We start from the raw sequence: 24,169 nt of genomic DNA on the forward strand, positions 1-24,169 counted from the left end.
AGGATTTTAATAGATGAAAAAAAATGAAAAGAAAAATAGAAGGTTTATTAATGTTTTTGGTCTGAATATATTTAATTTTATATTTGCAAATATTGTTATCGGACTTGTAATATCTGTGCCATTGGTTTTTTATGGTCCCTTTAATAACATAAAGGAATTAGTTGTTACTTCTGCTATGACTACACTTAGTCATCAATATTTAGCTACTGTATTTTTAAGTAAAGCTGAAATTGATGAAATAATGAACAAGAATAAAGTAGAAGACACTGTTAACTCAAATACCAATGAAATTAGTATACAAGAACCAACTTCTGATACTGTTAGCAAAGGTGATAGTGGTATAGAGTTAAAAGAAATAAAAGGTAATTCTTTTAATGGACATCTGCTTATAGTGAATGATGCTAAAAGGATACAACTTGGATTAACTGACAATTTAGGACGTTTTGGTATGAAGCTTGATGATATAGTGAAAAAAGAGAATGCAGTAGCAGGAATAAATGCAGGCGGATTTCAAGATGAAAATGGACAAGGTAACGGTGGTGTACCTACTGGAATGGTTGTAAAGGACGGTAAGATCGTCTTTGATGACCAGAAGGAAGATAAGGTTTCGCTTATAGGCTTTAATACAGATGGTGTTTTGGTAATGGGGAAATACAGTAAGAATGATATTGCGAGACTAAAGATTAAAGATGCAGTATCCTTCAGTCCTTTCTTAGTTATAAATGGACAAGGTGTAATTAAAAGTGGAAATGGTGGTTGGGGTATTGCACCTAGAACTGCTATAGGACAGAGAAAAGATGGCACAGTTTTAATGCTTGTAATTGATGGCAGACAAATAGGAAGCCTTGGAGCAACATTGAAAGATGTCCAAGAGATCATGATAGAAAATGGTGCATATAATGCTGCTAACTTGGATGGAGGATCATCAACTACAATGTTTTATGATGGTAAGATAATAAACAATCCTTCTAGTAAAGATGGTGTTAGATACATTCCAACTTCATTTATTATTAAATAGGGGGAAAATTATGATAAGATATATAAAAAACTTAGGAATATACATATTAGTAGCCATAGTATTACAGATTGGAGTATTATATTATATCAATAATAAGTATTTGGGTGGTTTTAGTGGAAGCTTGGAGCAAACAAAATCCAAAACAGTAGCAGCTAGTACTTCAGAAAATAATGTGAGCAAAGCTAATGGTACTAATTCCAGCAGTGTAACAGATGATAACATAACAAAATTTAATGTTCCAGAAGAAGCTAAAGAAATACAATTGTCAAAAGAAGCTGATAAATTAGCTTATGTTGTAGATGGCAATCTTCAGGTTGTATATAAGTCAGAGAAAGTATCCATAGACAGTGATGGATTGAAATTATTAAAGTATCAGTGGTTTAATGAAGGTAGTTTAATTCTTGCTTTAGCAAAAGAAAATAGTACATATGTATCTTTTTATAAATATGATCTTAGCACTAAGGATAAGACCTTATTATCCTCTTTGTCTCTTAAGGATAAAAAATCTTCAATTGATAGTATAATTAGTTCTCCCTTAAAAGACTTGATATTTGCAAGAGTGACTTCAAGTGCAGGAAGTAGCGATATATATAAATTAAATGTAAGAAATGAATTTGAAAAGGTTGATTTAAATGAAAGTAAAATTAAAGATGTATATTTAATACCTCATGAAGACAAGCTCGTGTATAATTCTTCTCTAAGTAATAATGTTTATGTAACTTACTTAGAAAATAAGTTGGCTTTCAATCAAAAAGGACTAACTAGAATACTTGGTGTGGATAAGTCAGAAAATGTTTATGTAGGAATAACAAGTGGCAACAGCATAAGTAAGATATTTTATGGTGCCATAAGTGAAAAAACCTCTAGCTGGAAAAGTATAATATTAAATAATCCAATACAAGTTGATGATTTGGATAGTATTTTTGTTGTAAATGATACTATATACAAGGTTAACAGAGAACAGAATAAATTAGAAGATTTAAATGGAAATAACAATATGTCTTTTAAAGGAACGTTTATTACTGTTTCTAATGGAAAGATTTTAAGCAAGGAAAATGGACAAGTATATATAAATTAGAAAAAATTATTTAGGATTTGCTAAAGTACATGTTGTAATTAAGTCGTCAGTTATACCACGCTTAAATGGGCTTGTGTAAAGAATTCGCTAGAGAAAATTGATTCTTTAGCGAATTTTTATTCCTACAAAGGATTAAATCTTATATAATTATGTTTAATAATATATAACAAATTTTAAATACCCTAATGGTAAGTAATTCTTATGTAGTAAGGATGGATTGAAGTAATCTGTGACTATATGATATAATTATACTTTAGACTAGACAGTATAGTATGCTTTTTATATTATTGTAAATAAGTAATAAAAACTCTGTAGTAAAGAGTGAAAAAGAATAGGAGAAAGTAGGACAAGATGAGAGAGAAACTATTAGATATTATCATAATGATTCCGGCTATATTAATCGGTTTTACATTTCATGAATATGCTCATGCTAAAGTTGCTGATATTGTTGGGGATAAGACTCCTAGGTTTCAAGGTAGATTAACATTAAATCCATTAGCACACATAGATCCAATTGGATTTTTATTAATACTTGTTATGAAGTTTGGTTGGGCAAAACCAGTTCAAGTGAACAGGAGAAATTTTAAAAACGGATATAAAGATGATTTAAAGGTTACAATAGCAGGCCCTTTAGCTAATTTATTTGTTGCTATAGTGTTTTCAGTCATATTTGGGTTAGCTTTTAGATTCTATTTTGTAGACAATTATTCACAGCTTTCTAAAGTTGTAATTGACATTTTAAATGCAATAATTGTGATAAATATTAACCTTTTTGTTTTTAACTTATTGCCGTTGCCGGGGCTTGATGGATTTGGAATATTAGAAGATTTATTTCCATCATTCTTTAGTAAGATATCTGATTCGCTTTATAGATATCAATTTATAATAATAGCATTGATAGCTTTTGGTGGTGCTAAATTTTTAGCTATACCAACGGGTGCTATTCAGGATTTGTGTGGTAAGCTGATTACAGCCATTGCTTTATAAATAGGAGGACTATATGAGACTTAGGAAAAAATGGTGGGCAAGACCAGAATTAGAACAAGCAGAAAATGTTGTTATCAATCCATCTGAGCTTAAAGGAAAGTGGAATGAGGAATTTAATAATAATAAACCTATCCACTTAGAGTTAGGATGCGGAAGAGGCAAGTTTATTAGTGAAAAAGCAGCAGCTTTTCCAGATATAAATCATATTGCAGTTGATTTAAAGGACGAAGTACTTATTTATGCATTAAAAAAAGTAAACGAAGCTGAGGTGCCAAATGTAAGACTGATACCAATGAATATATCATTTATTGGAGATGTTTTTGAAAAAGATGAGGTAAGTAAGATTTATATCAATTTCTGCAATCCTTGGCCAAAGGAAAGACATAAAAAGAGAAGACTTACTCATAGTGGTTTTCTGAATACGTATAAGAACTTCCTAGCGCCTAAAAGTGAAATTTGGTTTAAAACAGATGATATAGGTCTATTTGATGAATCTCAAGAGTACTTTAAGGAAAGTGGGTTTTCACTTGAATTTGTAACTTATGATCTACATAATTCAGATTTTAACGATAATATAATGACTGAGTATGAATCTAAGTTCACATCTTTAGGAATGAAAACTATGTTTTTGATAGCTAAACTTAAATAATTAATGTGGAAAGAAAGTCGCATCAGCGGCTTTTTTTGCTGTCTATGGAAGTGTAAAGTTTTTTCTGTATAAAACGACTAACTTCAAGGGCTCATAACATCTATTTAGGATTAACAGTAAAAAATAAAGTATATTAATCTGCTATATTTTCCTTACATACGTCAAGAAAGGTAGAAGCAAAAAATCAGCGATTTAGACATAGATAAGTAACATACATAAAAATAGTATTTAATCAAATAATAGATATAGCCATTAAAAGTTAATAAAAATCCTATAACACTAAAAGGAGTGGTGAAAATGAGCGAAAATTCAACAAGAACCATTGTAGGGGTTGTTAAGGATAGCAATGATGAGATAGAAGCATATAAGCTGGATAGCGGAGAGATAGTTCAAAAGGAAGAAGCTATAAGCCTAGCAAAGGAAGGAAAGATAACAGGAGTACAAGTTTCAACTTCTAGAAAAGGTGAGCCTTATTTGAGAAGTTATCCTGATGGTACTAAAGATAATAATTTAGATAGTTTACCAGAAGTAAAATATTAGGCAGATGCGAAAAAATAGCTAAAGAAAAACGCTTTAGCTATTTTATTCTTTAACAAAATACATTTTAAATATAACTTAGGATAATTATGGGTGGCCTGCTTAAAAGCTTATGAAATGAAAGAATAAAATAGAAAAAATATGTCGCCTGCCAGATTTTCCTCATATCCATTCGGAAAGGCAGATGCGAAAAAAATAGCTAAAGAAAAACGCTTTAGCTATTTTATTCTTTAACAAAATACATTTTAAATATAACTTAGGATAATTATGGGTGGCCTGCTTAAAAGCTTATGAAATGAAAGAATAAAATAGAAAAAATATGTCGCCTGCCAGATTTTCCTCATATCCATTCGGAAAGGCAGATGCGCAAAAAAATAGCTAAAGAAAAACGCTTTAGCTATTTTTTTACCACAACTAATTTCCTATCATAAATCTCATAAAATTTATTACTTGCTCTCATTGCTTGACCTATTTCTAAGATTAAATCATTTTCTGAGCTTAGACATAACAAAACTGTATCTTCATCTATGATTACCTCAAAATCCTTTATTGCCCCTTCTAAACTTCTGTCAAGTCCCTCAGCAATTCTTAAAAGAATACCTATACTTTCTATGGCGTCTATATCCATTCTGTTAATTATGCTGGAATACTTAATAAAAGGGAGCTGGAAATTGTTATTTCGATGCATTGATGCTATCAAAGCACTCATAAGGATCTCACGATGAGAGAGGCCGCTTATAGCTGAGTTAAGTATTATATAAAGGGAATGGATGTGATGATCATAGTACCTTATACTAGTTCCGCAATCATGCAATAGGGAAGCTGTTTTAATTATATTAGAATATTCATCTCCAAGTCGATGAAGTGGTTTTAGCTCTTTAAAAAGCTTACCAGTGATTTCGTGTACCTTAACAGCATGCTTTCTATTTATATTTAAGGTTTCGACTATACCGTCTATGCTATAATCCAATATATCATCCCAAGCTGTTGTATAATTGTTATTTAAGTATTCCTGAAGAATCCCTTCCCTGAGACCTCTGCCACAGATTTTTATATTCTTTATAGAAAGAAGTTGTACTAGTTTGTCAAGAATTATTATGCCGCCAAATATTACATCTGCTCTATCTACTGACAAACCTTCAACTTTACTTCGCCCTTTTAGATTTTTACATTTTAGAAGATTATATATTTCACTTAGATCATAATCATCAAAGGAATAATTGTGTAGAGTTCCTATTGGGTACCTCTTTGTGTGTTTTTGAATTTTAGCTATGTTTCTTATGGTGCCACCAATTCCTATTATGCTATCGAACTCAGTATCAAATAGCCAAGGTATACTTTTTATTGCATCTTCCACATAGCTAGTAGCTGCTAGACAATTATTGTAGCTTATAACGTCTGTAAGTTCATAGTCATTTGATATATTAATACATCCTAAGGGAATGGTTATCTTTTTTATTATTTCATTATTTTTTATCCAAGCTAAATGTGTATGATTGCCACTTATATCAACCATAAGTGAATTTTTATAATAAAGACTATTCTTTATGCTTAAATGATTATAGTAAATTTCTTCATCAAAGTTTAAAATTTTAATTTTTAAAGAAAGCTCTTTTTCTATTTTATCTTTAAGGATTTTTTTATTAGTAGCGCACCTTAAAGCTTCAGTTGCAACAAGAATAATTTCAGAGGCACCTGATTCTATACATAGAGCTTTAAATGCTCTTAGAGTAGATAAAGTCTTTTCCATCTTCTCTACAGATATAGCAGAGGTCTTTGATATATCTTCACCTAATCGTATAGTTTCTTTAATCTCATCAATTATTTTAAAGTAACCCGAATCTTCAACTTGAGCAAGCATAACTCTAGTTGAGTTAGATCCAAGATCTATTACTCCGAATCTTTTCATAAATAAATCTCCTTAACGTAGCCTATAATAAAATAGAATATTTGTTCAATAAATTCATAAAGGTATATTAATATATTAACATATTTAGCTGTACAACTTCATGATAAAATTTATATTTTTTGTTCTTTAGGTAACTATATTTTAGATATTTTTTGCATAAGTATATAGACATCTTAAATTTAGATATGGAAGAAAGAATAAAAAAAGCTTAAAATTTATTTATATTCAGTTGGTGTTGACAAGAAAAAAATTTATTGGATATAATATAGATAATAAAATAAAAAAAATCTAAGAAAAGAAGAGTACTTTACTTAATTCTTTTAGCGAGCAGGGGATGGTGTAAGCCCTGTAAGATAGAGTAAGGGAAAAGAGCCTTGGAGATGCTGCTTGAAAAATTGTAGTAGGGCATGCCGCATTATGCGTTATAATTATGAGTGGGTTATTTAACCAATAGAAGTGGTACCGCGGATATAAGTTCGTCTCTAAAAATCGAGACGGACTTTTTTTAACGTTTAAGCATTCTATATAAATAAAACAGTTTAATTAATAAGCAGAAGTTTGCCTTTTATAAAAGAAGCTATAAAAAGCAACTTTTAGAATTATATTTTTCTATGTAGAGTTTCAAGGCTATACAAACAAAAGGAAGAGTTGCAATAGAAATAAATTGCCATAGAGTAATTGTTTTTATATAGATTTAGGAGGAGATACAATGGATTATAAGAAGCTTACAGCTGAAAGACTAAAAGAGCATTTAGAAATAGATGTGGATACCTTAGAAGGCTTTATAGAGGTACCACCAAGACCAGAAATGGGAGACTTTGCATTTCCATGCTTCCAACTAGCGAAGTCTTTAAAGAAAGCACCTAATATAATAGCTTCAGAGCTAAAAGATAAGATCAATGCAGAAGGGTATGAAAGAGTAGAAAATTTAGGACCTTACGTAAACTTCTTTGTAGATAAAGGGACATTTACAAAAAATACAGTTGATAAGATATTAGTTGAAAAAGAGTGCTATGGTTCTTCAACAGCTGGCGATGGAGAAAATATAATAGTAGAATATTCATCTCCAAACATAGCTAAGCCATTTCATGTAGGACACTTATCAACAACAGTTATCGGAAATTCTCTTTATAAAATGTTTTCATTTGAAGGTTATAATGTGGAGAGGATAAACCATCTAGGAGACTGGGGAACACAGTTTGGTAAGCTTATATCAGCTTATAAGAGATGGGTTGATGAAGAAGCTTTAGAGAAACATCCTATTTCAGAACTACTTAGAATATATGTAAAATTCCATGATGAAGCAGATAAAGATCCTTCCTTAGAAGATGAAGGAAGAATGTACTTTAAGAAACTTGAACAAGGTGACAGTGAAGCTGTAGCTCTTTGGGATAGATTTAGAAAGCTTTCTTTAAAAGAATTTAACAATATATATGAAATGCTAAATGTAGACTTTGATTCTTGGGCAGGAGAAAGTTTCTACAATGATAAGATGGATAGCATAGTTAAAGAACTAGCGGAAAAGGGACTTTTGGTTGAGAGCAATGGAGCTAAAGTAGTTATGCTAGATGAGTATAACATGCCTCCGTGTATAGTGTTAAAGTCTGATGGCGCATCAATATATGCTACAAGAGATTTAGCTGCTGCTATGTATAGAAAGAAAACTTATGATTTCTCAAAGGCAATATATGTAGTTGGTAAGGATCAGGCGCTACATTTTAATCAAGTATTTAAGGTTTTAGAGTTAGCAGGTCATGAATGGGCTAAGAATTGTATTCACGTCCCATTTGGAATAGTAAGATTTGCTGAGAAAAAGCTATCTACTAGAAAAGGGGATGTAATACTATTAGATGAATTATTATCAGAAGCTGTATCTAAGACTTTAGAAGTAATAAATGAAAAAAATCCAACTCTTGAGAACAAAGAGGAAGTAGCTAAAAAGGTTGGAATTGGTGCAGTGGTATTTACTTATTTAAGAAATAGTAGAGAAAGAGATATAGTATTTGATTGGAAAGAGATATTGAACTTTGAAGGAGAGACAGGACCTTATGTTCAGTATACTTATGCTAGAGCAAAGAGCATACTTAGAAAAGTTGGAGAAGTATCAGAAGAAAGCGATTTTTCAAAGCTTCAATCAAAAGAAGAGTTTGAGCTTGTTAAGACTTTAGACGGATTCCAAGCTAGCATATTATATGCTATAGAAAAGCTTGAACCTTCTGTTGTTACTAGATATGTAATAGATGTAGCAAAGGCCTTCAATAAGTTCTATAATGCTCATTCTGTAGCAAATGTTGATGATATAAGCCTAAAGAGTGCCAGAATAAAACTAGTTGAAGCTACTTGTCAGGTAATAAAAAATGGCCTAGGTTTAATAGGCATAGAAACAGTTGAGAAGATGTAAGCATGGAGTTTATAACTCAAAACCATATTCTAAAGTTAGAGGAAGACTTATATAGTAAATATAATTTAAATAAGATTGCGTTTATTGATATAGAAGCAACTGGTTTTGATAAGCTAAATAATAAGGTCTTTGCTATCTCTGTAGGTAAGTTTGAAAATAAGATATTTAAAAATGAAATCTTGTTTTGTGAACATAATGAAGAAAAAATTCTTCTAGAAAGCTTTTTAAAGATTGTAAAAGATAGAAGGGTTTGGTGTACTTTCAATGGATTAGCTTTTGATGAACCATTCATACTTGAAAGATTGAGTATAAATAATCTTGAAATTCCTAAAATAGATAAACATATAGATTTTTATAGGGAGATAGCTCCCTATAAAAACTCATTAAACTTAAGTGGATGTTCGCTAAAAGATATGGAGAGGTATTTAGGAGTACAGAGAGAAGACAGTATTAATGGTAAAGAATGTAGAGATGCTTATTTTGATTATTTAAGTACTGGTGATGAAGAAATAAAAAAGAAAATAATACTTCATAATATGGAGGATGTGTCCAACTTGCCTTTATTATTTCTCATATTAAAGGATATCGAAATAAAAGGATTAAGAAGAGATGATTTACTTTCCAAAAATCAAAAACATTATATAAAGTATTTAAGTAAGAAAAAGGGTGTTGAATTAGACAAAAGAGCTTTTGGAAATATGTCAAAGAAAACTGCGTCTAAGATCATATATGAGCTTATTCAAAACAAAGTGAATACTAGTAAGATTAAAGAGATATTGGACAATAAGCAAGCTGGGCATCAATGATGCCCATAATATAAAAAAACGCTAAAGATTCTTTAGCGTTTTTTTATAATCTATTTCTTTATCGTTAATGGGGTAGTGCTAGATGAACAACCAGCACAGCTTGATGAAGAACAAGAACTACTACTGCTGCAATGACATTCACCTTTTGCAGAACTTCTTACGTTTTTAAATAATATAAAACCTGCAACTGCAACTATTGCTAAAGTTATTAATATTTCTATCATAAAAACACCTTCTTTAAAATATTAGTTTTCCTACAGTGAATACAATGAATGCTCCAATCCATGCAAGTATAAATTGATAACTTGCTGAGAAAGCAGTCATTTTGCCACCAAATTCTTTTTTCATAGTACCTAGAGCTGTAACACATGAAGTGTAAAGTAATACAAATACCATAAAGCCTAATGCACTTGCAGTAGTAAAGCCTGCAGATATAGCGGCATCTAGGTTACCTCCATATATAACTGTCATAGTTGAAACTACAGATTCTTTTGCAAGAACACCAGTTATTAAGGATACTGAAGCTTGCCAGTTTCCAAATCCTAAAGGTGCAAATATAGGAGCTACGAAGTTACCTATGTTAAATAAGAAGCTTTGATTTATGTCATCAACCTTACCAGAGAAGCTAAAGCTCTGTAAAAGCCAAATTAAAACAGTCATCGCAAATATTATTGTTCCAGCCTTAGCTAAGAAGCCCTTACCTTTATCCCAAGTGTTCTTAAGTACGGTTCTTACTTCAGGCATCTTGTATTCAGGTAGTTCTATAATAAATGGTTCTTCCTCTTTCTTGAATAAAGTATTCTTAAATAGCATACCTACTAAGAAAGCAACTACAATTCCTAGGAAGTATAAGCCGCCTACAACAAGTCCAGCTTTTGAACCGAAGAATAATGGAGCAAATACTGCATATATAGGTAATCTTGCGTTACAGCTCATAAGAGGTATAAGTAGCGCTGTAAGTTTTCTATCTTTTTCGCTTTCAAGTGTTCTTGCAGACATAATAGCAGGAACGTTACATCCAAATCCCATAAGCATTGGAATGAATGCTTTACCGGAAAGTCCAGCCTTTCTCATAAGACTGTCCATAATAAAAGCTGATCTAGCCATGTACCCGCTATCCTCAAGTACTGATACACATAAGAATAAAGTCATTACTAATGGTAGAAAAGTAATAATTCCACCTACACCAGCAACTATTCCATCTACTATTAAAGACTGGAACCATGGAGCAGTGCTTGATAAGAGATTGCTTAAAAATGGTATTAAGTTATCATTTAAAAGTCCATCCAATAAATCCTGCAAAGGCTTACCAACCCAAGCAAAGGTAAATTGAAATATAAAGGCCATAATAAGTACAAACATAGGATAAGCTAAAATAGGGTGTAATAAAACTTTATCTATCTTATCAGTAAGGGAAGTATTTCCTTTATCATTTTTAGCTCTTGAGGAAGCTATTATTCCGTCTATATAAGAGTATGCATCTTTTTCTGAATTGAAATAATAGTCATTATCATCTATTGTCAGTGATAATTCATTATTAACAAGCATCTTTTTAACCTGATCTATCCCCTTTTTCTTTGATGCTACCATAGGTATAACTTTTACTTTTAACTCTTCTTCAAGAGCTTTGTAGTCGATCTTAAAGCCTTTCTTTTCAGCCACATCTATCATGTTTAATAGAAGAACAATTGGTTTTTTAAACTGCTTTAATTGAAGTGTTAAGTATAAGTTTCTGTCTAAGTTAGAAGCATCTACTATATTGATTATAAGATCAACATTTTCATTTTCCAAAAAGGACTTTGATACCTTTTCTTCATTAGAGAAAGTATCCATTGCATAAATACCTGGCAAGTCTACTATTTTTATATTATTTAGCTTGCCTTCCTTTTTTTCAACTGTTACTCCTGGCCAGTTACCAACATATTGATTTGAACCAGTTAGCGCGTTAAAAAGAGTTGTCTTACCCACATTTGGGTTTCCCAATAGAGCTACTGTAGTCATTAAAAATCCCCCTTACTAAATTTCAATTACTTCTTTAATAGTATGTTTTTTGCATCGTTTTTTCTGATGGCTATATTAAATCCTCTTAAACTAATTATCAGTGGATCACCTAAAGGAGCTACTCTTTTTAGAGTTACTTCTGTTCCTTCGATACAACCTAGTGCCATTAATCTTTTTACTAATTTATCATCTCCAGAAATGTTGTCCACAACACCTGCTTGACCTGGTTTTAAATCATAAACGCACATTCTTTCCACCTCGCATTGAAAATCATTCTCAAGAAAATAATACCACCCTGTTAATAAAAAGTCAAGGATATACATGAAATAATAATATTTTGAAAAAACAGAAAATTTAGAAAAGGTTTTATAGATACTGTTGATAATGATAGATATGAATATAATAAATATATAAAAACCAAAAGAATAGATATTTATTATTGGTTAATAAACACTATTATCAAATGAAAAATGTTAATTTATAAACAAAGCTTTACTTAATAGAGGATTTCAATATATAATGGTATGAAAAATTATACAAAGTATTAATATGTGATAATATTATTAGCTTAGGAGGGATAACATGAAAAAAGTAGCAGCTTTTTTTGATATTGACGGAACCCTATACAGAGAAGGTTTAATAACAGAAATGTTCAAGAAAATGATAAAATATGAAATAATACAATCAGAAAAATGGTATAATGAAGTTAGACCGGAATTTTTGAAGTGGGATAAAAGACAAGGTGATTATGACGGATATTTACTTAAAATGATAGATATTTACCTAGAAGGAATAATAGGGCTTTATAAGCATCAAATAGAGTTTATTGCTAAAAAAGTTATAGAGCAAAAAGGTGAAAGATTATATACCTTTTCTAGAGATAGAATAAGATGGCATAAGGAACAAGGACATATGCTTATAACTATATCTGGTAGTCCTGAGGAACTAGTGAAAGAAATGTCCTTGAAACATGGATTTAATGACTTTAAAGGTGCACAATATTTATTAGATGGTGAAGGTAGATATACCGGTGAGGTTATTCCAATGTGGGATCATAAGAGTAAGATGGAAGCTATAAATTACTTTGTTAATAAATATGATATAGATTTGAGTGAAAGTTACGCTTACGGTGATACTGCCGGTGACTTCACAATGATGAGTCTTGTAAAAAATCCATACTGCATAAATCCAACAAGAGAATTGCTTAGCAAGATAGGAAGTGATAAGGAGGTAAAGGAAAAAATAAATATAATAGTAGAAAGAAAAGATGTTATATATAGTTTAAAACCTGACAGATTTGAAATTCTATAAGAAAAGAGTGATAAAGTGATAATAAAGGAGAGAGATGTACTGGTAGGAGAAGTTGATGATAGCTTTATTATAAAGGTTGATGATGAAGCCTATGATTGTAGCAAATCAATTTTCTTTGACTTAGAGCATTATGTTTACAAAAAACCTAAATGTGTTGGGGTTTTTGGTGCATGCATATATGATAAGGCCAAATCAGAGCTCATAGTTACTCAGTATATGATAGAAAACAAGTATGAAATAAAAGATATACTTATTTTAGCTGAGAAATACTTTTTAAATGCATATGAGGAGGGAAAAAGATACATAGTTACTTTTTCTGGCAATAACGATTTTACCGTTATAAACTATTTATTTAATCAATATGGCATTGAATTCAAATTTGAAGATTATTTTGTTTCTGTAGATCTTCAAAAAGAATATGAAAAATTAATAAAAATGGGAATTGGACTTAAAGCTTTAGAAAAGAAGTTTGATATAGTTAGGGAAGGGGAACTAATGAGTGGCTCAAACCTAGCTAAGACCTTTCACAAGGTTATTAAGGATAAAGATTATATCCTAAGAATGCCTAAGGAAAAGATAGATAAGATATTGCAGTATAACGAGCAAGATGTGGTGAATCTCTTTCATATATGCATGACTTGGAACAAGTACATCAAACTTAATGAGAATGAAGGAGATAATAACAGCACCTGTATTAATGAATAATACAGGTGCTGTTATTTTTTACTGTTAAGACCAGTGACCAGTATAAAATTTTTTGCTAGCTAAACCAACCAATATCACTGGCTTAGACTGGCTATTTTACTGATATATTGTTTCCGTCAGAGGTTATCACTATGGTTCCAGATAAATCAGTTCTATATACTTTTACCTTTAGCTGTTCTAAGGTTTTAAGTGTTTCCTTATGGGGATGACCATAGTCATTTCCTTTACCACAAGAAATAACGGCTATAGAAGGAGCTACCTTAGATAAAAAATCTTTGCCTGTTGAGCTACTGCTACCATGATGACCTACCTTTAGAACATCCGCCTTTAAATCATAATTTTTTTGAAGAACTTCTTTTTCTTCTAACTTTTCCGCATCACCGGTGAAAAGAAAAGAATTTTTTCCATAACTGATCTTTATTATAGGAGAATAATTGTTAAGATCCTCATACTTCTCACTATTTGGTGAGAAAACTTCAACCTTGGTGTTATCGCCTAAATTTATGTCGCTTCCCATTCCAGGTTTTAAAATATTTATCTTTAAATTTTTATCCTTTAAAGCAAGTATCATATTCTGAAAGGTTTTAGTGGTTGTAGTTGCTTTAGGAGCATAAAATTTTCCTATGGAGTAATCCTTAATTACACTTGTCATTCCACCTATATGATCTTCATGAGGATGAGTAGTTACAACATAGTCCAATTTCTTTATGTTTAGCTTTTTTAGATAAGTAAGTAATTTATCTTCATTTTCTTTTGGACCAGCATCTATGAGCATTGTTTTGTCATTAGTTTGAATTAATATTGAATCACCTTGACCTACATCGATATAATTAGCTACAAATTTGGAAGCAGTGTTATTGCTAGATCTATTATTAGTAGTAGCGGAATTTGAGCAGCCTAGTAACGTAAGGGATAGTGTTAAAATCAATATTATAGATACGTGATATAGTTTTTTCATAAATTAATCCTTTCCAATACTTTTATTAGATGTTTATCGAAGTTAAACATCAGTTTAGATTACTCTTATCAAAAATAGTTTATTATCAACTTTAACAAATGTAAAGTCTAAAATATTGCTTAAAGCCATAAGCACAAGTATAATAAGATGTGCAAGATACAAAGATGTACTATTTTAATCCGAAATGATACATCAACAACAATATAATTTTTGAGGTGTTTATAGTGAAAATTTATTTTTTGATGATTTGTTATGGTTTGTATATGATATTAGAGTTTTTTAGGGCAGGAGTTATATTTGTCTTAAAGAAGTTTTCTAGTAAAGAAACCGTAGACAGGTATGTAAAGAAGAAATATGTTGCGTGGGCCAGGTTTACCATGAATATATTAAATCATAAAATTGAATCAAAAGGTGTTGAGAATATTCCAGAAGGTCCTTGTGTATTTGTAATGAATCATCAAAGTATATTTGATATTCCAACTTTAGTTTTAAATGCAGATAGGCTTATAGGTTTTATTGCTAAAAAGGAACTTCTAAAGGTGCCTATTCTAGGATTATGGCTAAAAGCAGTACATAGCGTTCCAATAGATAGAGATAATATAAGGGAAGCTATAAATGTTATCAATAAAGGTGTAGATAATCTTCATGAAGGCTATTCTATGGCCATATTTCCAGAAGGTACTAGAGCTAAGGATGGGACGCTGAAGAGCTTTAAAAAGGGCAGCTTAAAGCTTGCAACAAAAGCAAATGTACCTATAGTTCCTGTAACTATAGACGGCTCTTATAAAGGCTATGAAGAAAGTAAGAAGTTTAGAGGAGCAAATATTAAAATTATATTTGATGAACCTATATATCCTGAAAAGCTTACAAAAGAAGAACAAAGAGATTTAGCAGAAATAATACATGATAAAATTGAAGAAAACTTGAAAAAAATGAGAGCATAGATAAAAATATATAGACTAAAAAAATTTTTGAACTATTACAAATATAACATGTGTAAACAAAAAAACGCTGAAGAAAGTTTTATCAGCGTTTTTTTGTTTTAAGCCAATTATATATAAGTATGTAAAATATTGGTTGAATTAAAGTTGAAAAGTATGGAATATAAGAATTTATTTACAAGGTTTTAAAAAAATAAGATATACAAAAAATAAAATATATTTATCTAGATATAAGTTAAAAAGGATGAAATTTTAATAATTAATTAAAATTATGAAGGAAAGTAGAATTTCAAATTCATTTTTTTTAATAAAATGATAATACTTAAAGATTTTCATTATGAATTTTATCACATATTTTCATTACTTTTTATACTATAATAATGAGGAAAAATGAAAAAAAGTATTGGTTAAGTTGCATAAGTTGTGGTATAATCGACTCAAGGTTTATATATTTATTATGAATATGCAATTTATAAAAAAAAAAGATTCATGAGGGGGCCGCAAATGCGTAAAGAATTTTCAATGAGCAATGACAAGGTGACTATTAATTTTACTGAGAAGTATTGCAGCAATTATGAGAGCTTATTACAAAGCTATGGTTTTAGAAGAGTGCTTGATACATTTTTCAAGAAAGCTCAAGCAAGAAATTCTCACAGTTATAAAATATTATCACAAAAACTAGGGACTACAGATATAAAAGAGATAAGTAAGGCTCTAGTGAGATCATTTCAATTATTAACAATAATGAGTGCTGATGAAATAATTTCATACAATGAAGATGTAGAAAAGATACTTGAAGATAGAGAAGGATTTATATCAATCATAGAGGATATATATTCATTTTGGAGAAGACTTGAAAGATATACAATAATTCATAATAATAGAATAAGAGACGGAATAGCATCTGTAAGCTTTTTGGAAGCAAATTCTCAATTTTCAATGCTAATACTTAATTTCTATAGAACTATTGAGAAAAATGTTGTTGGTACTATGCCTAATATATTTAGACAATTACCAGCTGGTGGAAATGCTTGCATATTAATAAATAATCCTGTTTGGACAGTACCAGAAGAGTATAAAGCTTTAGAAGAAATTCCTTTTATAGAAACAATAGCTCTTGAAACACCTTTTATAACATATCCTAAAAAGAATACAAGAGATGGTATGTTTAACGAAGTTTATGAAAATCCATTAGTGAATGCAAAGATTGATAAAGATAACTGGTTCTGCTATCCTGCAAAGATCGGTGAGCTTTTAGCATTTGTATATTTCCATAGAGATTTTATGGAACATGGTATAACTCTAAGTAACCTATTTGAACTTGCAAGAGAAGAGGAATATAGAGGGAAGAAACCTGACATTGTTTATACTTTTGGAGCAGAAGAAGAAGAAGGTAGTGAGCTTAAGACTGTTTTCTATGAAGATAAGAAGTATGATATAATGTTTGGTTATGTAAACTACAATGATAATATTGATTATTTTGGATATATGAAAAAGATGTGTTTAACTTTACACAATCTTATTATGATAAAGAGAGGCTATTTACCAATACATGGTGCTATGGTTAACATAGTTCTAAAGAATGGTAAAAATGCTAATGTAGTAATTATCGGAGATAGTGGTGCTGGTAAGTCAGAAAGCTTAGAAGCTTTCAGAGCATTAAGTGAAGATCATGTAAGTGAAATGACAGTAGTATTTGACGACATGGGCTCATTTAAACTTAAAGAAGATGGAATTTATGGATACGGGACAGAAGTTGGTGCATTTGTAAGACTTGATGACCTTGATCAAGGCTACGCATTTAAAGAAATAGATAGAAGTATATTTATGAACCCAGACAAAATAAATGCTAGACTTGTAATGCCTGTATCTACTTATAAAGAAATTATAAAGGGTTATAAGGTGGATATACTACTTTATGCTAACAATTACGAAACAGTTAATGAAGGTGGTAAGGCAATAGAACTCTTTGAAACTCCTACACAAGCAATAGATATATTTAAGGCTGGAGCTAGAATGGCAAAGGGAACAACTACAGAGACAGGATTAGTTACTTCTTATTTTGCAAATCCTTTTGGACCGGCTCAAAAGCAATCTGAAACAGATGTTTTAATAGATAGATACTTCAATAGAAGCTTTGAAGACAAGATAAAGGTAGGTCAAATAAAGACTTGTCTAGCAGTAGCAGGACTTGAGAAGAATGGACCAAAGAATGCTGCACTAGAATTATTTGATCTTATAAAGACACTTTAATTTCAACAATGTTCTTAGCAAATTCAAGTTTTAAGAACTATTAAAATGCAGGACAAAAAATCACTAAAGATTTCTTTAGTGATTTTTTATTGTTCATAAAGTTGTATTTTAGATAAAGCCTTAGATGAATAGCCTAGGTTCCTAAATGAATATGTATGAAAAAGAATAAAATTAATTATGGCGCATGACATATTTTCCTAATGTACATTTGAAAAGTCAGATGCGTAAAAAAACGCTAAAGAAGGTAGCTTTAGCGTTTTTTTTACTTTATTAAATCCCGAATAGAAGAGATTTTTTCTTTTAGTTCTGTAATTATAGTATTAAAGGAGGTTGATTTCATATCAGGAAAAGCTTTCATTAACCTCTTGTGATTGAAGTTTATCTTTGATAAGTTATTATTATAGTTGTCTACTAATTCCTTAAAACCATCTTCCATATCTTGTGCGGTACCCATAGCTTTCTCCTTAGTTGCTGAAACTATATATGAATACCTTCTCTTTAATTCTCCACTAATGAAAGTAAGTTTAGTAAGAATAATATTAAACTGTATCAGAGAACTAATAGTAAGTATCAAATCGATAATAAAATAGCTTACTAGAATATAAAAAACATATACACCTGTATTAAAAGCGGATACATTTACTAAAATATAAAAGATTGGATGAATTATTTTTATTATTGCAACAGCAGCAAGTCCCCAAGCTAATGAAAAGTGTAGGCATATTCTGCCGTGTAAGTTGAAAGGATCTTCTGTGTAGTCCCACCACTTAGATTTGAATATTTTTTCTAACAAATATCCCGTTACGTATTCTATTATAGATGTCAATAAAGTTGATAAGATATATAGAGCAATTAAATTATCTTTAAATTTATCAAGAAAGACAATTATAGCTACAAAACCCACTCCATAAATAGGGCAGAAGGGACCATATAAAAAGCCTCTATTAACAAAATAACCTCTATTAGTATAGGCATAAGCCACTTCAATACACCATCCTAAGAATGAATATATTGCGAAGAAAAATACTATTTCATATAAAGAAAAACCATTTAATATTGGTGTGAGCATGATTCACCTCCTTTTGAAGATTATGGACATTTAATATCTATTATATACTAAAATCTACAAGAGTAATTTACAAAATTGTAAATTATGAAATATTATCTATATAGATGCATAATTTCATATTAAAATGTATATTTTCAGAACTACTCTCGGAGCCAAGAGGAGTTCTGAAAATAGATTTATGATTGAAATGTTGAATATTTGTAAACATAATAATAAATCCCCTTAAATAATTAAGGGGATTTATTATTAATTATTCAGCATTATTAGTATATCTATCTTTTGCAAAGAATGAAATAGCATAAAGTCCTGCAATTCCTACAATTGCATATATAACTCTACTTATCGCTGACATATCTCCGAAGAGAGCGGCAACTAAATCAAATCGGAAAAAACCAATTAGTCCCCAATTTATTGCACCTATTATAACTAAAACTAGTGCTATTATATCTAGAGTTTTCATTCAAATCACTCCTTTGCTTACTTTTCTCTTATAGTATTGCCGCAAAATAAAATTTTATGTATACATATATAATTTATATATGTATTTATAAGAGTAAATAAAAGCATGTGGAATGGATAAAAGTAATTATTAAAAAGAAAAAGAGCAATATGCTCTTTATAGTTGAATATTACGATCAATTGGTTGAGATAATGAAATAAATGTATCAGTTCTTTCTATACCAGCTATTGTATTTACCTTATTCATAAGTATATCCTGAAGATCAGCGATACTCTTGCAAATAACTTTAGCAAATACAGAATAGTTTCCAGTGATAAGATGAAGCTCAACAACTTCTTTAATCTTTGATAACTCATCAAATACTGCAGAGAAAGAAGATGTTTTATCAACATAAATACCAACATAACAACAAACGTCATATCCTAACTTTGGAAGATTCAATAGTATCCTTGTCCCTTTTATGATGCCTAAGTCTTCCATTTTCTTCATTCTAACATGTATTGTTCCACCACTAACGTGACACATTCTTGCTATCTCTAAATAAGGAGTTCTACAATCTTTAATTAAAATGTCTAATATCTGCAAATCTAATTCATCCAAATTTACATTTTGCATATGCAAAAATTCACCTCTTCTATGTTTTATATCCTAATACTGTAAAAATACCATTGTTCAATTTATATTTTATCAAAAAAACCAATTCATTTCTACTAAAAAATTAAAAAAAGTAGGAGTATTTTTTTATAATCATCAAATTTAAGCTAAATTATGGGACAAGAACTATGTTTTATTATAAAAAGAGAAACATATGAAAGTGCTAGGAGATTTTAATATATTGAAAATGTTTAGATTTTCGTCTAATATATTAATTAAAGAATTACATTTTTTTCGTATTGGAGGAGCATAATAATGACGACTTTTATGAGAGTTCTTTTCCTGATATTATTTGCAATAATAGTCTTAGCTGTATTCAACTTGCTTAAGATATTTGTTTTGAGTAAGCTTAAGGTAAATAAGTGGATAGTATTAGCATTAGCAATCATAGCTTTTGTATTACCTATAGTGCTAAGAATACAGGGCAATATAGCGACACCAGTTTTTTCAGGCCTATTTGTGATTTTGTTATTGTGGTTTATTGATCTACAGCAAGGAAGAATTAAGAAAAAAGATGAGAAAAAGGTAAATATAAGACCTAAGGCTAAGCCAAACAGAGTTAAACATATGAACAAAGATAATAATAAATAGTTAACATAACCAAAATAAAAAACTCCTTTAGGAGTTTTTTATTTTTATAAAGATTGGAGAACTTATAGCCTCCTTATTATTTTTTTGAATAACTTTTATTACGTACCATTTCTCTTTTTCTGAGTAAGGTAGAGTTAAGGAATATTTAATGCTATATAGAGAAATGTTCTTCAAATGTTTTACAACTCTACCACCGTAAGAAATTATTTGAATTTCTTCAATAGGATGAAACTTATCTTCTGCAAATATATAAAAATTTAATGATTCATTTTTTTCAATTAGAAGCTCATCCCCCATAAAGGAATTGTTGATACTAAAATAAAATTTTAGGTTTCTAGATTCTGTGGAATAACATCTTCGGCATCTAAGTCCATCTATTATTGATGATTTATCTAGTTTGTTTACAATAACCACTGTTAGGTTTTCAGTATCACCAAAGTTTAGATGATGATTATCTTGAGCATTTACTGCACCTAGGATCCATCCCTTGTCAAGCATGGAGTAGTATCTTTTAGAGTATCTTTTATATTTGTTTGGGGGTGAACCGTTACCTACCTCTATGGTGTTAATAAATTTATTTAAGAATGGACTAAAAGGTATTTGTTCCACTATACTTCCAGGATGGTTAATTGAAATATAGCTATTTTTATTGGAAAGCATCCAAAGCATCAAATTATTGAAATTTCTAATTATTCCTGTAAAACATGAGGATGGATTAACAATGTTTAAATGACCCCAAGGGTTAGATCTTGCTTCAAAGCCAGGTATTGCTACGAAGTCATCATTCTTTTTATTAAATCTGTCTAAGTTCTTCTTAAGCTCATCCCACTTTGGGAACTTTTCGCTGTGAGAGCTGCTTGAAAAGTACCTATTATGATCTGTTAATATCATAAAGTCTAATTTATTTCTTTTGCCATATTCTAAGACCTCGATCACTGAACCCTCACCAGTAGAAATATTCGTATGACAATGAGGAATACCATATATAAATCTTATATTTGAAGGATCAAATAATTGTACATTCTCTGATCTATGTTTCCTATGTTTACTCAAAGTATGACTCCTATTATTGCTATAATATATAATATTATTCTTAGCTGTTTTTATTAACTATAATTTATACATTAATTATATTTTTATTAGACAAATCATTTTGCAACGAAGTGGTACATCTTTATCTTCTCTTTACATTAAAATGTTATATATAAGTATATTTATTTATTCTTTAGGAAATTATATTTTGGATAAAGTTGTGGGTAAGTATGTATAGATTGTTTAAATGTACATAATATGATAAAGAATAAGGAAGCTAAATTATGTAAGAGTAAATTAAACTCTATAAAATATGGATAATAAGCCTTTACTATGATAAAATAATAGTCATGCATGGGAGGAGATATAATGATTCATTCATTTGAAAATATTTATCCTAAAATAGCTGAAGGTGCTTATATAGCAGAGAATGTGGAAGTAATAGGAAAAGTAAATATAGAAGAAAAAGTTAATATTTGGTTTGGTACCGTTATAAGAGGTGATATAAACAGTATTTCCATAGGGAAATGTACAAATATTCAAGATAATAGCACTGTGCATGTAGATACAAACAATCCTGTTATGATAGGAGAGAATGTTACTATAGGCCATAATTCAATTATTCATGGCTGTAGTATCGGCAATAATGTTTTAGTAGGTATGGGATCCATAATACTAAATGGAGCAATTATTGGTGAGAATACAATAATAGGAGCTGGAAGTATAGTTACGGAAAATAAAAAAATTCCATCTGGAGTGTTATGCTTTGGATCTCCTGCCAAAGTAGTAAGAGAGCTTACTGAAGAAGAGATAGCTAATATAAAAGCATCTTCTACAAGATATATAGATTTATCAGTAAAATATAAAAAGAGTACGGAGGACATATGATTAAACTAGGTGATTTCAATGATTTAGAGGTAATAAGAGAAAGTTCAATTGGTTATTATTTAGATGGGACTGATGACGGAATATTGTTACCATATGGTAATACTTTAGAAAGAAAACTTGAACTAGGCGAGAAGATTCATGCGTTTATATATAGAGATTCTAAAGATAGATTGATTGCTACACTAAAAACCCCACTTGCTACAATTCATACAGTAGCTTATCTTGAGGTAAAGTCCATAACTGAATTAGGGGCATTTGTTGATTTTGGACTAGAAAGAGATATTTTGGTTCCAATAAAGGAACAGAAATACAAGCTTGAACTAGGAAAGAAGTATTTGTTTTATATCTATGAAGATAAAACCCATAGATTAGCGGCAACTACAGATATAGATAGAGCCTTGGATATATGGGAAGATGTAACCTTGGGAGAAGAAACTACTGGTACTATCTATGGTTATCAAACTAATGGATCTCTTATGATAGCTGTAAATGGTCTTTGTAGAGGGGTAATACTTAATAATGAGTACTTCTCAGACTTGAGACCTGGAGATGAAGTAAAGGTAAGAGTTAAGAAGATATATGAAGATGGAAAAGTAGGGGTAACACCAAGAAGACAGAAGCTAGAAGAGAGAAGCGAACTTCAAGAAAAAATATTGCAGTACCTTAAGGATAATGGTGGGGCTATGTCCTACAATGATAAGACTTCACCAGAAACTATTAAAGAAATCTTTAATTCAAGCAAAAATTATTTCAAGATGGCACTTGGCGGCTTGATGAGAGAAAATCTTATTACTCAAGATGAGAATGGTACAAAGTTAATAAAAAAATAAAATAATTTGTAAGTAGCGTATCTATAAATATAATATGAACCATACTATTACTAAAGTAAAAAAGGAGGTTCATATATATGAGAAAAATTCTACAAAAAACAATTGCAATTATGATTTTATTTTTATTTGCTACCAACTTCAAGGTCTTTGCTTCAGATTTTGATAAGCTTACAAGAGTTCAAGTTTTAAATACTGGACAAAGTGATGCTATACTAATACTAAGTAAGGACTTCAATATTCTAATCGATACAGGTGTTAAAGAGCAGAGTTCTAAGCTTATAGCACAGCTTAAAAGTGAGTCTATTAATAAATTAGACTATGTCATACTTACACACTATCACGATGATCATTACGGTGGATTAGAAGATGTTTTAAAATCAGTAAAAGTGTCTCACTTAATGCTTCCAGAATTTTGTGCAAAACAAGAGGAAAAAGCTAAAGTGATGAAAGTTGTAGAAGCCTCCAAGGTAAAATATGAGTATGTAAAAGCTGGGTGGTATATGGAACATAATGATATACACCTTAAAGCTATAGCACCTACAAAGCCAAGTAAGTTTCTAGAAAATAATAACTCCTTAGTACTTTTGGGACAAATTGGTGATTTAAGGTATTTGTTCATGGCAGATGCTGAAAGAGATTTAGAAAAACAAGTCATGAAGAATAAAGATATTGCTGATGTAGATGTAATAAAAGTAGCTCATCATGGTATAGGTACTGGATCTTATAAAGATTTTGTAAGAAAAGTTAGGCCAGGTGTAGCTATAATAACTTCTAACGGAGTAGAAAGTCCTAACAGCAAAGTAGTAAAGAACTTTACTGATCTCAAATGTAATGTGTTCAGAACAGATCAATATGGTGATATTATGGTACTTAGCGAAAAGGATGATAATGGAGTGGTTCACTTGCAAGTGTATTCCAGGAAGAATTAAGTTATTAAGAATTTAAATTTGCATCTATCAAGTATCGTATTAAAATTGGGCTATATTTCATTTTGTTTTTTAACGAGTTTGTGAAAAAAGTACTATAAACATATTTAAAGTTAGAAGCCATGCATATAAAGGTAAGTTATTTTCCTTTTATGCATGGCTTCT

Annotated in this window: 24 protein-coding genes and 1 other annotated feature; of the genes, 15 read left to right on the forward strand and 9 right to left on the reverse strand. The window is 30.2% G+C overall.

Annotated features, from left to right (window positions below; genetic code table 11):
• The first annotated feature begins 13 nt into the window (after window positions 1-13).
• From GXK57_RS14885 to GXK57_RS14905, 5 genes are all read left to right on the forward strand, one after another.
• Window positions 14-1,018 (forward strand): phosphodiester glycosidase family protein, encoded by a 1,005-nt coding sequence (locus GXK57_RS14885; RefSeq protein ID WP_160677893.1) that lies wholly within the window; start codon window positions 14-16, stop codon window positions 1,016-1,018.
• Window positions 1,019-1,028: 10 nt separating this feature from the next.
• On the forward strand, window positions 1,029-2,096 hold the full coding sequence (locus GXK57_RS14890; protein ID WP_160677895.1) for a hypothetical protein: 1,068 nt from the start codon (window positions 1,029-1,031) through the stop codon (window positions 2,094-2,096).
• A 351-nt stretch (window positions 2,097-2,447) separates the two neighbouring features.
• Window positions 2,448-3,083, forward strand: coding sequence for a site-2 protease family protein (locus GXK57_RS14895; RefSeq protein WP_160677897.1), 636 nt, complete (start codon window positions 2,448-2,450; stop codon window positions 3,081-3,083).
• A gap of 13 nt (window positions 3,084-3,096) precedes the next feature.
• A complete protein-coding gene (trmB, locus tag GXK57_RS14900) occupies window positions 3,097-3,732 on the forward strand; it encodes a tRNA (guanosine(46)-N7)-methyltransferase TrmB (RefSeq protein WP_160677899.1) in 636 nt (211 codons plus the stop codon).
• A gap of 297 nt (window positions 3,733-4,029) precedes the next feature.
• The gene (locus tag GXK57_RS14905) at window positions 4,030-4,272 is read left to right on the forward strand and encodes a DUF3892 domain-containing protein (protein WP_160677901.1); all 243 of its coding nucleotides are present in this window, start codon (window positions 4,030-4,032) and stop codon (window positions 4,270-4,272) included.
• Between the two features lie 394 nt (window positions 4,273-4,666).
• On the opposite strand, the gene GXK57_RS14910 is transcribed toward GXK57_RS14905, so the two are convergent.
• A complete protein-coding gene (locus GXK57_RS14910; RefSeq protein WP_160677903.1) occupies window positions 4,667-6,178 on the reverse strand; it encodes a Ppx/GppA phosphatase family protein in 1,512 nt (503 codons plus the stop codon).
• Window positions 6,179-6,459: 281 nt separating this feature from the next.
• Window positions 6,460-6,664, forward strand: a binding site (T-box leader).
• Window positions 6,665-6,887: 223 nt separating this feature from the next.
• On the opposite strand from GXK57_RS14910, the gene argS reads away from it, so the two are divergent.
• Both argS and GXK57_RS14920 read left to right on the forward strand, forming a co-directional pair.
• Window positions 6,888-8,579 carry an arginine--tRNA ligase gene (argS, locus tag GXK57_RS14915; RefSeq protein ID WP_160677905.1) on the forward strand — a complete coding sequence of 564 codons (1,692 nt, stop codon included), beginning with the start codon at window positions 6,888-6,890 and terminating at the stop codon, window positions 8,577-8,579.
• Between the two features lie 2 nt (window positions 8,580-8,581).
• Window positions 8,582-9,385, forward strand: a complete 804-nt coding sequence (locus GXK57_RS14920; protein WP_160677907.1) for a ribonuclease H-like domain-containing protein — start codon at window positions 8,582-8,584, stop codon at window positions 9,383-9,385.
• 50 nt (window positions 9,386-9,435) lie between these two features.
• Here GXK57_RS14920 and GXK57_RS14925 read toward each other — a convergent pair whose 3' ends face one another.
• The 3 genes from GXK57_RS14925 to GXK57_RS14935 are packed head-to-tail and all read right to left on the reverse strand — an operon-like array spanning window position 9,436 to window position 11,634.
• Window positions 9,436-9,609 carry a FeoB-associated Cys-rich membrane protein gene (locus tag GXK57_RS14925; protein WP_160677909.1) on the reverse strand — a complete coding sequence of 58 codons (174 nt, stop codon included), beginning with the start codon at window positions 9,607-9,609 and terminating at the stop codon, window positions 9,436-9,438.
• A 13-nt stretch (window positions 9,610-9,622) separates the two neighbouring features.
• A complete protein-coding gene (gene feoB / locus GXK57_RS14930) occupies window positions 9,623-11,386 on the reverse strand; it encodes a ferrous iron transport protein B (protein WP_160677911.1) in 1,764 nt (587 codons plus the stop codon).
• Between the two features lie 26 nt (window positions 11,387-11,412).
• Complete coding sequence (locus GXK57_RS14935; RefSeq protein WP_160677913.1) at window positions 11,413-11,634, reverse strand: ferrous iron transport protein A; 222 nt, start codon at window positions 11,632-11,634, stop codon at window positions 11,413-11,415.
• Window positions 11,635-11,968: 334 nt separating this feature from the next.
• Here GXK57_RS14935 and GXK57_RS14940 point away from each other — a divergent pair, with 334 nt between their 5' ends.
• Both GXK57_RS14940 and GXK57_RS14945 read left to right on the forward strand, forming a co-directional pair.
• Window positions 11,969-12,697 carry an HAD-IB family hydrolase gene (locus GXK57_RS14940; protein ID WP_160677915.1) on the forward strand — a complete coding sequence of 243 codons (729 nt, stop codon included), beginning with the start codon at window positions 11,969-11,971 and terminating at the stop codon, window positions 12,695-12,697.
• Window positions 12,698-12,712: 15 nt separating this feature from the next.
• Window positions 12,713-13,402, forward strand: a complete 690-nt coding sequence (locus GXK57_RS14945) for a ribonuclease H-like domain-containing protein (RefSeq protein ID WP_160677917.1) — start codon at window positions 12,713-12,715, stop codon at window positions 13,400-13,402.
• A gap of 91 nt (window positions 13,403-13,493) precedes the next feature.
• Here the strand turns inward: GXK57_RS14945 and GXK57_RS14950 are convergent, their stop codons facing one another.
• On the reverse strand, window positions 13,494-14,360 hold the full coding sequence (locus GXK57_RS14950; RefSeq protein WP_160677919.1) for a ComEC/Rec2 family competence protein: 867 nt from the start codon (window positions 14,358-14,360) through the stop codon (window positions 13,494-13,496).
• 224 nt (window positions 14,361-14,584) lie between these two features.
• Between GXK57_RS14950 and GXK57_RS14955 the strand changes: the two genes are divergently transcribed.
• Both GXK57_RS14955 and GXK57_RS14960 read left to right on the forward strand, forming a co-directional pair.
• Complete coding sequence (locus tag GXK57_RS14955) at window positions 14,585-15,304, forward strand: lysophospholipid acyltransferase family protein (RefSeq protein ID WP_160677921.1); 720 nt, start codon at window positions 14,585-14,587, stop codon at window positions 15,302-15,304.
• Between the two features lie 501 nt (window positions 15,305-15,805).
• Window positions 15,806-17,554 (forward strand): phosphoenolpyruvate carboxykinase, encoded by a 1,749-nt coding sequence (locus tag GXK57_RS14960; protein ID WP_160677923.1) that lies wholly within the window; start codon window positions 15,806-15,808, stop codon window positions 17,552-17,554.
• A 262-nt stretch (window positions 17,555-17,816) separates the two neighbouring features.
• Here the strand turns inward: GXK57_RS14960 and GXK57_RS14965 are convergent, their stop codons facing one another.
• The 3 genes from GXK57_RS14965 to GXK57_RS14975 all read right to left on the reverse strand — a co-directional run bounded on the left by GXK57_RS14965 (window position 17,817) and on the right by GXK57_RS14975 (window position 19,698).
• Window positions 17,817-18,623, reverse strand: coding sequence for a putative ABC transporter permease (locus tag GXK57_RS14965; protein ID WP_160677925.1), 807 nt, complete (start codon window positions 18,621-18,623; stop codon window positions 17,817-17,819).
• A gap of 250 nt (window positions 18,624-18,873) precedes the next feature.
• The gene (locus GXK57_RS14970; protein ID WP_128214577.1) at window positions 18,874-19,083 is read right to left on the reverse strand and encodes a DUF378 domain-containing protein; all 210 of its coding nucleotides are present in this window, start codon (window positions 19,081-19,083) and stop codon (window positions 18,874-18,876) included.
• A 156-nt stretch (window positions 19,084-19,239) separates the two neighbouring features.
• Window positions 19,240-19,698 carry an Lrp/AsnC ligand binding domain-containing protein gene (locus tag GXK57_RS14975; protein WP_128214576.1) on the reverse strand — a complete coding sequence of 153 codons (459 nt, stop codon included), beginning with the start codon at window positions 19,696-19,698 and terminating at the stop codon, window positions 19,240-19,242.
• 294 nt (window positions 19,699-19,992) lie between these two features.
• Between GXK57_RS14975 and GXK57_RS14980 the strand changes: the two genes are divergently transcribed.
• Entirely contained in the window at window positions 19,993-20,328 is a 336-nt protein-coding gene (locus GXK57_RS14980; RefSeq protein ID WP_160677927.1) for a hypothetical protein, read from the forward strand.
• Between the two features lie 27 nt (window positions 20,329-20,355).
• On the opposite strand, the gene GXK57_RS14985 is transcribed toward GXK57_RS14980, so the two are convergent.
• The gene (locus GXK57_RS14985) at window positions 20,356-21,381 is read right to left on the reverse strand and encodes a CehA/McbA family metallohydrolase (protein ID WP_160677929.1); all 1,026 of its coding nucleotides are present in this window, start codon (window positions 21,379-21,381) and stop codon (window positions 20,356-20,358) included.
• Window positions 21,382-21,729: 348 nt separating this feature from the next.
• Here GXK57_RS14985 and GXK57_RS14990 point away from each other — a divergent pair, with 348 nt between their 5' ends.
• The 3 genes from GXK57_RS14990 (at window position 21,730) to GXK57_RS15000 (ending at window position 24,007) form a co-directional block, all read left to right on the forward strand.
• A complete protein-coding gene (locus GXK57_RS14990; RefSeq protein WP_160677931.1) occupies window positions 21,730-22,248 on the forward strand; it encodes a gamma carbonic anhydrase family protein in 519 nt (172 codons plus the stop codon).
• A complete protein-coding gene (locus GXK57_RS14995; RefSeq protein WP_160677933.1) occupies window positions 22,245-23,078 on the forward strand; it encodes a S1-like domain-containing RNA-binding protein in 834 nt (277 codons plus the stop codon). Before GXK57_RS14990 ends, GXK57_RS14995 begins: the two co-directional genes overlap by 4 nt.
• 77 nt (window positions 23,079-23,155) lie before the next feature.
• Window positions 23,156-24,007: an MBL fold metallo-hydrolase gene (locus tag GXK57_RS15000; RefSeq protein WP_160677935.1), complete on the forward strand. Its 852-nt coding sequence runs from the start codon at window positions 23,156-23,158 to the stop codon at window positions 24,005-24,007.
• Window positions 24,008-24,169: the final 162 nt, after the last annotated feature.

Origin of the sequence: Clostridium sp. C8-1-8, assembly GCF_009928445.1 — a bacterium.
Lineage (GTDB): Bacteria > Bacillota > Clostridia > Clostridiales > Clostridiaceae > Clostridium_AR.

Excerpts from the sequence above, each read along its gene's own strand:
- GXK57_RS14885 (WP_160677893.1), top strand. The coding sequence starts at position 14 with ATGAAAAAAAATGAAAAGAAAAATAGAAGGTTTATTAATGTTTTTGGT.
- GXK57_RS14890 (WP_160677895.1), top strand. The coding sequence starts at position 1,029 with ATGATAAGATATATAAAAAACTTAGGAATATACATATTAGTAGCCATA.
- GXK57_RS14895 (WP_160677897.1), top strand. The coding sequence starts at position 2,448 with ATGAGAGAGAAACTATTAGATATTATCATAATGATTCCGGCTATATTA.
- trmB (WP_160677899.1), top strand. The coding sequence starts at position 3,097 with ATGAGACTTAGGAAAAAATGGTGGGCAAGACCAGAATTAGAACAAGCA.
- GXK57_RS14905 (WP_160677901.1), top strand. The coding sequence starts at position 4,030 with ATGAGCGAAAATTCAACAAGAACCATTGTAGGGGTTGTTAAGGATAGC.
- GXK57_RS14910 (WP_160677903.1), bottom strand. The coding sequence starts at position 6,178 with ATGAAAAGATTCGGAGTAATAGATCTTGGATCTAACTCAACTAGAGTT.
- argS (WP_160677905.1), top strand. The coding sequence starts at position 6,888 with ATGGATTATAAGAAGCTTACAGCTGAAAGACTAAAAGAGCATTTAGAA.
- GXK57_RS14920 (WP_160677907.1), top strand. The coding sequence starts at position 8,582 with ATGGAGTTTATAACTCAAAACCATATTCTAAAGTTAGAGGAAGACTTA.
- GXK57_RS14925 (WP_160677909.1), bottom strand. The coding sequence starts at position 9,609 with ATGATAGAAATATTAATAACTTTAGCAATAGTTGCAGTTGCAGGTTTT.
- feoB (WP_160677911.1), bottom strand. The coding sequence starts at position 11,386 with ATGACTACAGTAGCTCTATTGGGAAACCCAAATGTGGGTAAGACAACT.
- GXK57_RS14935 (WP_160677913.1), bottom strand. The coding sequence starts at position 11,634 with ATGTGCGTTTATGATTTAAAACCAGGTCAAGCAGGTGTTGTGGACAAC.
- GXK57_RS14940 (WP_160677915.1), top strand. The coding sequence starts at position 11,969 with ATGAAAAAAGTAGCAGCTTTTTTTGATATTGACGGAACCCTATACAGA.
- GXK57_RS14950 (WP_160677919.1), bottom strand. The coding sequence starts at position 14,360 with ATGAAAAAACTATATCACGTATCTATAATATTGATTTTAACACTATCC.
- GXK57_RS14960 (WP_160677923.1), top strand. The coding sequence starts at position 15,806 with ATGCGTAAAGAATTTTCAATGAGCAATGACAAGGTGACTATTAATTTT.
- GXK57_RS14965 (WP_160677925.1), bottom strand. The coding sequence starts at position 18,623 with ATGCTCACACCAATATTAAATGGTTTTTCTTTATATGAAATAGTATTT.
- GXK57_RS14970 (WP_128214577.1), bottom strand. The coding sequence starts at position 19,083 with ATGAAAACTCTAGATATAATAGCACTAGTTTTAGTTATAATAGGTGCA.
- GXK57_RS14975 (WP_128214576.1), bottom strand. The coding sequence starts at position 19,698 with ATGCAAAATGTAAATTTGGATGAATTAGATTTGCAGATATTAGACATT.
- GXK57_RS14980 (WP_160677927.1), top strand. The coding sequence starts at position 19,993 with ATGACGACTTTTATGAGAGTTCTTTTCCTGATATTATTTGCAATAATA.
- GXK57_RS14990 (WP_160677931.1), top strand. The coding sequence starts at position 21,730 with ATGATTCATTCATTTGAAAATATTTATCCTAAAATAGCTGAAGGTGCT.
- GXK57_RS14995 (WP_160677933.1), top strand. The coding sequence starts at position 22,245 with ATGATTAAACTAGGTGATTTCAATGATTTAGAGGTAATAAGAGAAAGT.
- GXK57_RS15000 (WP_160677935.1), top strand. The coding sequence starts at position 23,156 with ATGAGAAAAATTCTACAAAAAACAATTGCAATTATGATTTTATTTTTA.